This is a genomic window from Emticicia sp. W12TSBA100-4, from assembly GCF_040253585.1.
Taxonomy (GTDB): Bacteria; Bacteroidota; Bacteroidia; order Cytophagales; family Spirosomataceae; genus Emticicia.
In genome coordinates this window covers 74,290-86,769 of record NZ_JBELAU010000008.1, presented here as the reverse complement: position 1 = coordinate 86,769, position 12,480 = coordinate 74,290, and the positions used below count along the sequence as shown (strand labels likewise).

The window sequence follows — 12,480 nt, the reverse complement described above, 5'->3', positions numbered from 1 at the left end:
AAAAATTGACTAAATTTGGATTGAATACTTTATCGAAGCTATTCGTAGGATTTTGATTTCCAAACAAAAGGTGTCAATTTGACACTAATATTTTAACACGAAATATCGTAAACGTTTTAGATGTACGCTATTTATAGATTTGAGCTTACTATATTTTCTTTTGAAGAATTATAATTTAGAAAATGAGCTAAGAATCTACTTTTTTAGTAATTTAAAAAAATTACACAAAATATTAAAAAAATACAATAACAATTATGCAGAAATGTATTAAATGTAATTCGGTTGATGGGGTAATAAAATCAGGATTTTTGAGAGGAAGCCAGAGGTTTTATTGCAAACAATGTGATTTTAATTTTGTGTTAGATACTGAAAGTATTAAGCCTATCAAAAAAAGCGGGCAGGTCACTATAGTCGATTTGGCGAAACACCTCGGGATTTCGGTTGCGACAGTTTCAAGAGCCTTGAATGATAAATCGGATATTAGCCAACTTACCAGAAAAACAGTATTGGAAGCTGCTATTATGTTGGACTACAAACCTAATCTATTAGCCCAGAGTCTCAACAAAGGAAAAACAAATACGATTGGTGTCGTGATTCCGAATGTTGAGTTGCCTTTTTTTGCAACAGCACTGGCCAAAATGCAACAAGTAGCTCTTGAAAGTGGATATCGAATTATTGTTTGTCATTCTGGAGAATCAGCTGAAATCGAAGTTTTGAATACCGAAACTTTAATTGCTTGCCGAGTAGATGGTATATTATTGAGCCATGCCAAAGAAACAAATTCTTTTGAGCATATCAAGCACGTGATTGATAAAGGTATTGCCATTGTGAATTTTGATAGGGTTTGCAACGAGATTGATACAGCCAAAGTTATACACGAAGATTTTAAAGGAAGCTTTGATTTAGTAGAACATTTAATTCAACAAGGTTGCAGAAAAATAGGAATAATGCTCGGCCCTGAAAAGTTCTATATTTCACAAATTAGGCTTGCTGGCTATAAGGCTGCTCTTGAAAAACACGGAATCGAACTTATCAATGATTATATTGTATATTCAGAAATGAATAAAAATGATGGTGGTCGAGTGTTTGATTATTTTATGAGCCTTCCGCATCCACCTGATGGTATTTTTACGATGCTATCAAGAAATGCAATAGAGATGATGGTTGAAGCAAAAAAAAGGAAAATTAAAATTCCAGAAGAAATTGCTTTTGTTGGCTTTGGAGACGATTCGCTTGCCGAACTATTTGAACCCTCGCTTACAGTTTTTAATCATTTTCCTACTAAAGTTGGCGAAGCATCTATCAAAATGTTGATAGATAACATTAATAAAAGAGAAGCGTTTTTACCCTATACTCAATCTATTCAAGGAGAATTAATCATTAGAAATTCTTCAAAAAAGGATTGTTCTGAAGTAGATTAAAACTTTGAGAGTATAATAGAATCCACAATAATTTCTATCTATAGTTCAAGTTTTATTTTTCAATAAAACGACTTATCATAACTTCTTTCTATGCATATACATTTTTATTACGAAATATCTCGTAATAAAATTTGTATTCAAAAAAAATTTAGCTTTATCTTTGCTACGAAATATTTCGTAGATAAAATTCTATGCTTTTAAGTTTTTTGTGTAACCTTTTCCAAAGAGTAAAGTATTCACAATAAAATAGGCGAAGCAACACAACTTTATAAGCAGTCACGGGTCATGAACGTGTATTTGCACCCTATAACATTTTATGAAAAAGCTATAACCATTTACTTATGAAAAATCTATTACTCGTGTTACTCACGAGCCTATCGAGCTATGTCTTTGCTCAGACCTACACCGTAAAAGGCACTACCAAAACCCAGCAAAATGAAGCTGCTTCGTTTGCTACAATTTCGCTTCATAATGCGATAGATTCTACACTTTTTAAGGCCGATATGGCTGACGAAAATGGTGGTTTCAAAATCAATGGAGTGGTAAAAGGCAAGTATTTTATAAAAATTTCGGCCGTAGGATTTCGAGCTTTTGCTTCGCCTATTTTTGAAGTAGTTGATACTGATATTGAATTTAATCCTTTTGTACTGACTGCCGATACGCAACAATTAAAAGAGGTAAAAGTAGTAGCTTCCAAGCCTTTGATTGAGGTAAAAGAAGATAGAGTCATATTCAATGTCGAGAGTAGTATTAGCTCAACTGGAACAAATGCCTTAGAATTGATGCGAAAATCGCCAGGCGTGCAGGTCGATAAAGACGAAAATATTTTAGTAAAAGGAAAAACAGGCGTACGAATCTATATTGATGGCCGCCCTTCGCCGATGAGTGGGAGAGACTTGGCTTCTACACTAAAAAGTATGAATTCGGCCGATATTGAAGCCATCGAAATTATCACAAATCCTTCAGCAAAATATGATGCCGCTGGAGATTTGGGCATTATTAATATTCGCTTAAAGAAAAATCGAAAACTCGGAACAAATGGAAATATTAGTTTGGGTGGCTTGTTCGGAATTTCACCAAAATATAACTCTTCACTGAGCCTTAATCATCGAGATAAAAAAGTAAATCTTTTTGGTACGTATAGCTATAATCAAGGTGCTTGGCATAACCGAACACTCGACGACCAAATTTTGAATAATATCATGTATAACAAAACTTGGCGAGGGCTTTGGCGTGATACTTCGAGCAATTTGAAAGCAGGAGCAGACTACTTTATCAATACCAAAAATACCATAGGTTTTAATCTGAATGGTCGTGTGAGCAACCACAACGGCGGCGGTGAAAGCGAAACTTTGATAGGACGTAGGTATGCAAGTGTGCCAGATTCAGCTATTTTATATTCACAGACATCGAACCCTGAAAAGAATAAAAATCTAAATTTTAATCTCAATTATCGTTATGCCGATACTACTGGCCACGAGCTGAATTTCGATGTCGATTATGGTGTTTTTAATTCACGAGGCATCAGTTATCAGCCCAATAGATATACTTTTGTGAATAGCGATAGACCTTCCTTTGAGCGAAATTATGTAACTAAAACACCAATTGATATCATTATTAAATCGGCCAAGATTGATTACGAACAACCTTTTAAGAAAGGAAAATTGGCCTATGGTGTAAAATTATCAGATGTAACTTCTGATAATACTTTCGATTTTTTTACCAAAATTCAGAACGAAGAAATCAGAGATATTGACCGTAGTAATCAATTTAGATACACCGAACGAATATATGCTGCTTACTTCAATTATAATAAATCACTGGGTAAAAAATGGAATATTCAGGCGGGTTTACGTGCCGAAAATACGCAGTCGTTGGGTAAGCTGACGAGTTTCAAACAGAATGATTTAGACAAAGTGGATACTACGTATTTGAATCTTTTTCCGAGTGGAGCAATTTCTTATAAAGCCACAGATAATCACTCGTTTAACCTCAATTATAGTCGCCGAATCAATCGCCCGAGTTATCAAAACCTCAATCCGTTTGAATACCGCATTGATGAACTGGTTTACTCAAAAGGAAACCCATTTCTTCGCCCCGAATATGCCAATAATTTCAAAATAACGCATATTTATAAAGGAAAACTTACAAGCTCATTTGGCTATTGGCGTACAAAATATCCAGTTGTGGGTTTACGAATTCCGTATGATGAAAGTAGGACCTATTTTATTTCCGAAAACCTTGATTATTCGGAAGGATATAATCTGGATTTGAGTTTTAATACACAGCTCACCAAATGGTGGGAACTCAACATCAATGTAAATGGATTTCATAATTTATGGCGAGCAAAATTAGATAATGGGCTGATTATTAATAATCGAACGACTGCTTTGAACGGAAATGGCCAAAGCACCTTTAAACTAAAAAATAACTGGACGTTTGAGCTTTCGGGTTGGTATAATTCGCCTTATCGACGCATCGACTATAATTCGGCAATGGGTATGCTTGACGCTGGGGTTCAAAAGAAGTTTTTAAAAGATAATGCTACCTTGAAAGTTGTATTTAGTGATGTGCTGAATACCGCTCGTGGAGGGCATCATTCGGAATATGCGGGGATTGCTACGAATCTGAGATTTAAGTTTGAGGGTCGATTACTACGAGTAACCTTCAATTATCGTTTTGGTAGCAAAGAAATCAAGGAAGCCCGCAACCGACGCTCAGGCTCAGAAGATGAATTGAGAAGAATAAAAGGCTAATAGCTTGCCATTTATCCAATAAAAAATCCTTTTGTGTAAATGAAAAAATATGTTTTTGACATGAATACTATTGTGCTTTATATTTGCGTTTATAAACAAATTATGAAATATAAAAAGCGTATTTACTTTTCTTCACAGAAATTGTAAACATTTTTTCGCTTCGTTAGTTTTAGGTTATAATTCATAACCGAAATCAGCAAAACACGCATCAATAGCACAAGACATTAAAGATTTTCCTGTATGTGACCCATACAGTTTGTTGTTAGAACTATAAAGTCCCAGCCGATTGTGTTGGGATTTTTATTTTTTATTGATTCGTTGTACTCTATTATAAATAATCATTCCCCGAGATATCTTCTATCCCTAAAAACAAGGTTCTATCCCACAAATTTTGATGGTGCTTCTCGTGAAAATAGATTTACATTTTCAAATATTCAGAAAAAACCGATTTTGTTTCAACTTTATAGCCTACCTTTTACACTACTCTAAGATTTTTAGATGAAGGTTATCCTGTATATTCACGCATTATTTATGAAGATGAATCATGAACTTGATAATTAAATTAGTGGTTTCAATTTTAGTCTTTACTGCTACGTCTGGATTTGGACAACCGCTTAGTTTACCTACAAAAGAGGTAGATGTACTGAAGCAAAAATTGGCAGTGTATGCCGAAGACACAAACAGAGTTATCAATTTATGGCGTTTGGCAAGGTACCATACCATGACAGAGCCTCGCCAAGCAGTGATAAATGCCAACGAGGCAATTTCGCTCGCCCGAAAATTGAATTATGTTTATGGCGAATTGGTTTCTTTGCAGGCATTAAGTTTTATATCAACCATCACAGGCGATTGGCAAAAAGGTATGCAGACTGCCGTTGAAGGTTTACAAATAAGTCAAGCCAAATACCCGAAACTGGAGATAGCATTTTATAACGTAATAGCACTTGTGTACGAAAAACAGCAAGACAGCAAACAACGCTTAGAATGGTTATTAAAAGCCTATCATCACCCTCAAATCGAATATCTTCCAAATAATGGGAAATGGCTCATTTATCATAATATCGGTGAGGTTTACGAAAAGCTAAATGTGCTTGACTCTGCCATGTATTTTGGAAAAATAATAGATATTAATTGCAGAAAACTAAGCATACCCGTAGAAGTTTCGTATGCAAATGCGATTATGGGTAGGGTAGAAAATAAACGAAAAAACTATCCTCAAGCATTGCAATATTTAAAAATCGCTACAAATTTTTCAAATAAATCGGGGAATCTTTTTTTAGAATCCGAGCAATCGGTTGATTTAGCACGAGTTTTTCATGCAATGAATCAAGCAGATTCGGCCATTTTTTATGCAGAAAAAGCCTTAAACGGTGGTCAGAAATTTAAAAACTTAGTGTTGACGGCAGATGCTGCAAAGCTTTTAGCTCAAATTTATGAGCATAGTAATCCATCAAAAGCTACTACTTATTTGAAAATTCTGAATGCGGCTAATGATAGCCTTTACACTGCCTCAAGAATCATTCAAACACAAAACATTGTCAATGCAGAAGCACAACGCAAAAGAGATTTAGAAGAAGCAAAAAAAGAATATTATAACTCAATTAGACTTTATGCTCTTATAGGATTTCTTGTTTTTTTAGGTATTTTGTCAGTCGTTTTGATACGCAATAATCGCCAAACCCAAAAAGCTAATGCAATCTTAAATGATAAAAACTTAGAAATAAGTCTTCAAAAAGATAAAATTGAAAAGCAAATTGAGCAAAAACAGATTCTACTTTCAGAATTACAACATCGAGTAAAAAATAACTTGCAGTATGTTATCAGTATTTTAGAAATTCAGAAAGAATCGGTTAATTACAGCAATATTGATGACCTAATAAAAAACAACCAAAATCGGATACATTCGATAGCTTTACTTCATAAAAAACTAAGCATCAACGATAGTGTCAATGATGTAGATTTGAAAAGATACGTTATCGAACTGGCCGAATTAGTAAAGGAATCTTACGTAAACGAACGACAAGTAACTCTTTTGGTGAGTTGCGAAGTCGAAACGCTATCCATCTCGAAGGCTTTGCCCGTAGGTTTGATTATTGTAGAATTAGTCAGCAATAGCATGAAACATGCATTTACGCAACAGACAAAAGGTATTATTAATATAGAAATTACGCAAGACACGCAAGCTAAAATGAATAAACTACATTATGTTGATAATGGCGTAGGTTTTGATTTTAAAAATGTAGAAACAAAAGGGCTTGGGGTAGAAATAATGAAAGGATTGATTGACCAACTCAGTGGTAAAACAGAAACGCCATCGCACAGCAAGGGTTTTGAACTAATTGTTTATTTTAAATCGTAAATTCCGATGGATACAAAAACTATTTTAGTAGTAGAAGATGATTTTTTGAATCGAAGATTGACTAAAAAGATTCTGTTAGAAAACGATTATAAAGTCTTTGAAGCAAAAAATGCTAATGAAGCCATTGAAACACTTAAAAAAGAAGCGATTGACATCGCTATTTTGGATATAAATTTGGGTGAAGGTGAAACCGATGGCATTAGTCTGGGAAAACAAATTCATGACAAATTTCAGATTCCGTTTATTTATCTTACAGCTTATGATACTTCCAAAGTTATCAATGAAGCAGTGGCTACTTCGCCTTATTCGTACCTGACAAAACCCTTCAAAAATAGCGATTTGATTGCATCGGTTGAAATTGCAATAATAAAATCAGCTAACCAAAAGAAGCACAAACCTACGATTTCGGTCAAAGACTGCGAATATAAAGTAGAATTACCTTTAGAAGAAATCAATTACATCGAATCCGAAGGGAACTATCTACTCTTTCATACTGATAACAAAATTTATAAATGCCGTTCGACCATCTCTCAAATTATCGAATCTCTTCCGTTATCATTTGTGCAAGTTCACCGAGCATTTATCGTCAATAAAGAGAAAATTGAGAAATCTAATTTAAAGAGCGTTGTGGTGCGAAACATGAATATTCCTGTTTCTAAAAACTTCTATCCAGTAGAATAGAAATTTCCTAAAAAATCTAAGAAAGCATAAAAAATCCCCTTTCCAAAAGATTGTTGAGAAGGGGATTCTTTATTCAATGACTTTTGATTAATCTTTCAAGTTATAATATTTCTTTACAGCATTATAATCGTTGAAATCCACCGTTTGGCGTCCGTTGCGAAGGTCGTTGGCAGGTATAAGAATTATACGGGTAGTCGCTGTAAGTGTTGAAGCTGAAGCTATTTTTCTATAAACATTTATTCCTGAGGTATTTCCCGCAAAAGTAGTTTGGAAATAAAACTCATGTTCTACAAGGTCTGTGGATAGTACAGTGCCTGGTATAGAATACCAAGGATAACCGGTTGTGTTGCTGAGATTAGAAGCCGACGTCATATAAATCAATATTGCACTACTATTCATTATTGCTGGTGTAATATTAGGAAATACAAATTGTTGAACTGAACCTCTCGATGCTGCCCATGTTTTGGCTGCATAAGTAATCTGAATCACATTGGCATTGCCTGTTTGTCCAGTTGCTCCCGTTGCACCTTGTGGGCCTGCTGCTCCTGTTGCACCCTGTGGCCCCGCTGGCCCAACTTCTCCCGCAGGACCTTCACAACTGCTAAATAATAAACTACTGCCCAAAACAAGAGCAGTTAATACAATAGAAAAAGAACGTGAAATTTGCATAAATACAAAGCGTAACTCCGCCGAGTTTGGTTTGATTGAAAACAATAGTTTTTATGTATTGCTATAAATAAAGATAGTTTAGTATTGGATAGAAATCCACTTACCCTGCATTACATCAGTAAAACTATTATCAACTCCACCAAGCTCAAAAAAACTGGGATGAAATGGCGATTTTAGGGATAGAATGAATATGCCTAAAATTGGGAACTCAATCTAAAAATGTAGAGTAGGGGCAATAAAAGAGGAGTAGTGCGAAATTTGAAAATCCCTGTTTCTGAAAATTTCTACTCAAAAGAATAGTCATCTTAGAAACAGGGATTTACTGGATAATCAGTCAATAGGTGTTTGGCGTTTACTTCTTCTCAAAAGTAACTAAATCGCCATTGGCACTTCTTGATGTATAGGTAATCGAAATGTTATTATAAGTCAATGTCTGATTTAAACTCAATGGGGCATCAAGTTTTTTATCATCAGTTAGGTTTATGGGTAAGACTTTGATAGCACCCTCACCCGAATTGATTCTTGTATCTACAACATAAACCAAGGGGCCTTCTTTGGGTAATGAATTATCGTAGCCTAATTTTCTTCTACATTCAACAACTACGGCTGAATTTGCGTCTATTGGTATGGTCAGTAATTTAATTCCACCTGCGGTTTCGATGGGTGTCAAAGTAACTGACCCATTGCCTGTGCTGTTCTGACACACAACTTGGTCATCTTTCATCCATCCTAAAAGCCAACGCTCCCAACCAAAAAACTCTGTACCAGCCCCACCAATATTGCCCATAATACCAAACTGTCCTACAAATCTAAGACTTGGTGAGCCAGAATATGTATAGAGGTCAACAAGGCCCATTGAATGTCCAAACTCATGACAAAACCATAAACCAGGTTTCCAAGAAATCAAATCACGTCCTGAAGTGATAGCATTGTTTAATACCACTCCATCGACCGAAATACCATTAGCAGGATGATTAGAAGTAAAGGTGGGGCCAATAGTAAAGGCACCTGCATCGGGATTTGAAATGACCAATAAATGCTCGAATTTTGAAAAATCAACTTTTGAATCAGCCAAAGAAATGGCTTCCTGAATATAAGCCTTATGACCTGCAAAAGTTGATAATGTATAACTGGTTGTTGGTTTACTCATTCTGAACCATTGAAATGTTGGTTCAAATGTTACATTTAGATTGTTATACGAAGAAGCACTTAAAAACTCTTCTGCATGGGGAGAAAGCGTTTGATTAAATAAAGCTTGTGGAGTTCTGGTTGCTATATTGTCCGTAAAATCTACAAAAATTACCCCTACTTTTACTGACTTAGTTGATGGCGTGCGATAGGGTCTTACTGGGAAACCAATACCGATTGTTGTAGAAGTGGCTGCGTGTGGCAACTTACAAGCTGTAACCGAAACATTATTATAAGTAAATCCGCTAAACGTGGCATTTCCACTTGGGGTGCTTACGACGACATTTCCACTACTTCCAGTGCCTACAACAGCCGTAATAGTTTTATCATTTACAACCGAAAATGAAGAAGCAGCCACTCCGCCAAAAGACACGGCCGTTGCTCCCGTAAAATTGGTCCCAGTTATTGTAATAGTCGAATTTGTAGTACCATTATTCGGACTAATTGCCGTAATCGTAGGTTGTGGTATCACGTAAGTAAAACCTGCAAGGGTTGCTGTGCCTGAGGGAGTTACCAAACTTACATCTCCACTTGCACCCGTGCCTACTACTGCGGTTATTTTTGTATCACTGACAAAAGTAAAAGAGGAGGCTGCTACTCCACCAAAAGAAACAGCTGTTACACCTGTCAATTTTGTGCCATTAATCGTAATCTCAGTTCCTGTTGGGCCAGATGTAGGAGAAAATGAGGCAATGGTTGGTTTAATGACTGGCGGTGGCGGCGGTGGAGCTGCTTCTGTTTTACTGCATCTGATTGTAAAAAAAGGTAAGGCAATTGCGATTAAAAAAAACACGATTTTTTTTACAGAATTTGAAACGTCTAATTTCATCATGGTATATAGTTTAGGTTGATATGATGATGCTCACAGTAAATTGTTAGTTACTTTTTCGCAATTAGTGTATTACAGTTTTTACTGTTTCAATGCTGTTGTTAAGTTAACATTTCAAAATGTAAATTTCACTTGAAAGCCCCAAAACATAATGACAGTAAAAAAAAAGATTTAAGTTATAAAATAAAATTTTAATCTACGTACATCAAAAAAACTGGGATAAAATGGAGATTTTAGGGATAGAATGATGAAAAGTAGAAATCTCTCTCAAGGATGGCTTAAATTATTTCTATATTTAAAAAAACGATTCCAATTTTAGACTGAAAGATTGTAAAAAATATGCTTGTTACAGAGGAGTTTGTCGAAGCAAGAATGCCCAAAAATAAGTAATCAAAAAACATTAAGTAGTCAATAAATAAAGAGGCTGCCTTTTTGGGCAGCCCCTTCAAACTCAAATTCCCTTCACCATTTCAATCATCCGAATGCCTTCTTCTCGCACCAAAAGACTCGATTTTAGCGTTATTTTCAATTTTCCATAATCCATTCGTATATCAAAGGCACCGTCAATGCTTGAACCTTCTCGCTGCGTGTAGGTTTCGTCAGAAATTGCCATTGGTAAGCCGAAAAGTATAATTGTTTGGTTGATGATTTGAGCCTCAAATCATATAAGACTCCATTGGCTGGACTTACTTTTCTTTCCATTTTTTAGGATTTAAGGTAGGCGTATTTCGATATTACTGGCATCCTTCTATTTTAGCAAGGAAAACGGTTCCATTAGCTGTTTGGAATCCAGGGTTCAACTCAATCGAACCTCCTGCTAAATACTCAATTTTAGAAGAAGAATCAAGAGAAGCAGTTGAGGATATTGAATATTTTGTCTTAAATTCTTGAATAGGGGGATTAATAATATGAGACGTAAAATCCATACTATCAGGACAATTATTGGTTACCACAATGGTTTTACTATTAGTATATTGTGGGCATACCTCTTGACAAATTGCTGTATAAGTGACCGTTTGGGATGTAACAACATTTGTTGGATTTCCAGCCGTAAAATAACCACTTGTTCCGTCATTATTTTCAAATTTCCAAGTAACGAGTCTTGAAGCACAAGTAGAAACTAATTCGAATGATTGATTGGCGTTTGCTGCTGAAGGTGCTGCAAGTATATTTCCATCATTTGTAATGTTATGGATATTATTATCCATCCAGTTGATACGATTAGAGATGAAGTTTTTTAATTTCTGAATCTCATCTGTAAAACTAAGGCTTTCAGTAGGAAACCATTTTTCTCTATCCCTTGCAGCGGCAGTTTGCAGTACATTCGCCAAACTATCAATAAAGTGCTCTCCTGTGGTGTAGGTCAAAAAGGTTTTTCTGAAATCTTTATATTTATCAATAACTTTATTTTTAAAAACGCAGTCTTGCATCATGCGTTCTGCCCAAAAGAAACGTGGGTCACACACTCCACATGAAAATCTCCAGCCTGTAGTATAAGTATCATAAAGTCCCAAAGAAGTATCCCATAGGGGAGAAGCTACCATTTTTTTACCTCTATCTTTATAGAAGTACTGGCTACGGGCAAAAATATCAAGATGAATACTGTATTCTTGTAATACAAAATTTTCAACAAAACTATTTTCATCAATATAATTTCTAAAACCTAAAGCAGGGTCACTGAAGTTGGCACTTTTCAAGACATCTTCAAAGTCTCGGATGTAGGTTTGAATATAGTTTAATTGTGGAGCAACTGGTTCTTTTGGATAGACACAGTCAAAATACATATGATAATTAGAGGCTGGTGAAGACTGGTGTGATGATTGCCAAGCGTAATCTGAGGTCAGTATTTCAGATTCACGGGAAGCTTCTATGATATATCCTCCCGAAATCTTAGAAGTAGTCGTATCTTCTTTGTCTAATTTTTTTATATTTATTCTATCAGCTCCTCTTTTTATTCTTTCAGTAAAAACAAAAAGCCCCATGTACTCACCATTTAATACTACCTCAACGTGCTTTAAACGAGGGGAATAATTGCCTGTTTTTGACCATAAATTATACACATAAGCATTTTTTAAGTATGTTTTATCATCATAATTAGCAATCAATGCCCAATCTGAACCTTTTGGCAATCCAAACATAGGGAAGTCTAAATCTTTGCCTAAATTATCTATTAATTCAATGGAGTATGATTTTTTGGGATATGCTTGTGAAGTAGTTCCTCTAAATTCAATACCTGCAAGCCCATTATAGTGGAAGTCAGTATCAGTTAGATAGTTGGTACTATTATCTTGGTGATATAAAATTTTGAGGTTTACAGTTATTTTAGGGTCATTTACTATCGTGTCACCATTTGTTTCGATTAAAACTATTGGGAGGTTAGAACTTGTAAATTGAGCAAAAGATAAGTGCGAAACACATATCAAACCTATAATAAATTTTAACATTTTAGTTGTGATTGTTTAGTACAGCAAACATATTATTGTTTCAAATATATTGTAGTACTCACTAATTTCAAATAAAAATTTATTATTCGGTTATGAAGAACAGCTAATGGTTTTAAAGTTCTTAAATTTCGCT

8 protein-coding genes are annotated in these 12,480 nt (G+C 35.1%); 4 read left to right on the top strand and 4 right to left on the bottom strand.

Annotation, left to right across the window (positions count from 1 at the left end; all coding sequences use genetic code 11):
* The first annotated feature begins 254 nt into the window (after positions 1-254).
* The 4 genes from ABR854_RS12840 to ABR854_RS12825 all read left to right on the top strand — a co-directional run bounded on the left by ABR854_RS12840 (position 255) and on the right by ABR854_RS12825 (position 7,217).
* Entirely contained in the window at positions 255-1,421 is a 1,167-nt protein-coding gene (locus ABR854_RS12840) for a LacI family DNA-binding transcriptional regulator (RefSeq protein ID WP_350265804.1), read from the top strand.
* Between the two features lie 341 nt (positions 1,422-1,762).
* A complete protein-coding gene (locus tag ABR854_RS12835; RefSeq protein WP_350265803.1) occupies positions 1,763-4,177 on the top strand; it encodes a TonB-dependent receptor domain-containing protein in 2,415 nt (804 codons plus the stop codon).
* A 544-nt stretch (positions 4,178-4,721) separates the two neighbouring features.
* A complete protein-coding gene (locus ABR854_RS12830) occupies positions 4,722-6,536 on the top strand; it encodes a histidine kinase dimerization/phosphoacceptor domain -containing protein (RefSeq protein ID WP_350265802.1) in 1,815 nt (604 codons plus the stop codon).
* A gap of 6 nt (positions 6,537-6,542) precedes the next feature.
* The gene (locus ABR854_RS12825) at positions 6,543-7,217 is read left to right on the top strand and encodes a LytR/AlgR family response regulator transcription factor (protein ID WP_350265801.1); all 675 of its coding nucleotides are present in this window, start codon (positions 6,543-6,545) and stop codon (positions 7,215-7,217) included.
* Between the two features lie 87 nt (positions 7,218-7,304).
* On the opposite strand, the gene ABR854_RS12820 is transcribed toward ABR854_RS12825, so the two are convergent.
* The 4 genes from ABR854_RS12820 to ABR854_RS12805 form a co-directional block, all read right to left on the bottom strand.
* Positions 7,305-7,886, bottom strand: coding sequence for a collagen-like triple helix repeat-containing protein (locus ABR854_RS12820; RefSeq protein WP_350265800.1), 582 nt, complete (start codon positions 7,884-7,886; stop codon positions 7,305-7,307).
* Positions 7,887-8,238: 352 nt separating this feature from the next.
* Positions 8,239-9,906, bottom strand: a complete 1,668-nt coding sequence (locus ABR854_RS12815) for a M6 family metalloprotease domain-containing protein (protein WP_350265799.1) — start codon at positions 9,904-9,906, stop codon at positions 8,239-8,241.
* A 522-nt stretch (positions 9,907-10,428) separates the two neighbouring features.
* Positions 10,429-10,605 (bottom strand): hypothetical protein, encoded by a 177-nt coding sequence (locus ABR854_RS12810; RefSeq protein WP_350265798.1) that lies wholly within the window; start codon positions 10,603-10,605, stop codon positions 10,429-10,431.
* A 32-nt stretch (positions 10,606-10,637) separates the two neighbouring features.
* The gene (locus ABR854_RS12805) at positions 10,638-12,347 is read right to left on the bottom strand and encodes a CotH kinase family protein (protein WP_350265797.1); all 1,710 of its coding nucleotides are present in this window, start codon (positions 12,345-12,347) and stop codon (positions 10,638-10,640) included.
* Positions 12,348-12,480 lie beyond the last annotated feature (133 nt).

What these genes read in the sequence shown, in the direction of transcription:
- ABR854_RS12805 (WP_350265797.1), bottom strand. Translation starts at nt 12,347, where the DNA reads ATGTTAAAATTTATTATAGGTTTGATATGTGTTTCGCACTTATCTTTT.
- ABR854_RS12825 (WP_350265801.1), top strand. Translation starts at nt 6,543, where the DNA reads ATGGATACAAAAACTATTTTAGTAGTAGAAGATGATTTTTTGAATCGA.
- ABR854_RS12835 (WP_350265803.1), top strand. Translation starts at nt 1,763, where the DNA reads ATGAAAAATCTATTACTCGTGTTACTCACGAGCCTATCGAGCTATGTC.
- ABR854_RS12815 (WP_350265799.1), bottom strand. Translation starts at nt 9,906, where the DNA reads ATGATGAAATTAGACGTTTCAAATTCTGTAAAAAAAATCGTGTTTTTT.
- ABR854_RS12830 (WP_350265802.1), top strand. Translation starts at nt 4,722, where the DNA reads ATGAACTTGATAATTAAATTAGTGGTTTCAATTTTAGTCTTTACTGCT.
- ABR854_RS12810 (WP_350265798.1), bottom strand. Translation starts at nt 10,605, where the DNA reads ATGGAAAGAAAAGTAAGTCCAGCCAATGGAGTCTTATATGATTTGAGG.
- ABR854_RS12840 (WP_350265804.1), top strand. Translation starts at nt 255, where the DNA reads ATGCAGAAATGTATTAAATGTAATTCGGTTGATGGGGTAATAAAATCA.
- ABR854_RS12820 (WP_350265800.1), bottom strand. Translation starts at nt 7,886, where the DNA reads ATGCAAATTTCACGTTCTTTTTCTATTGTATTAACTGCTCTTGTTTTG.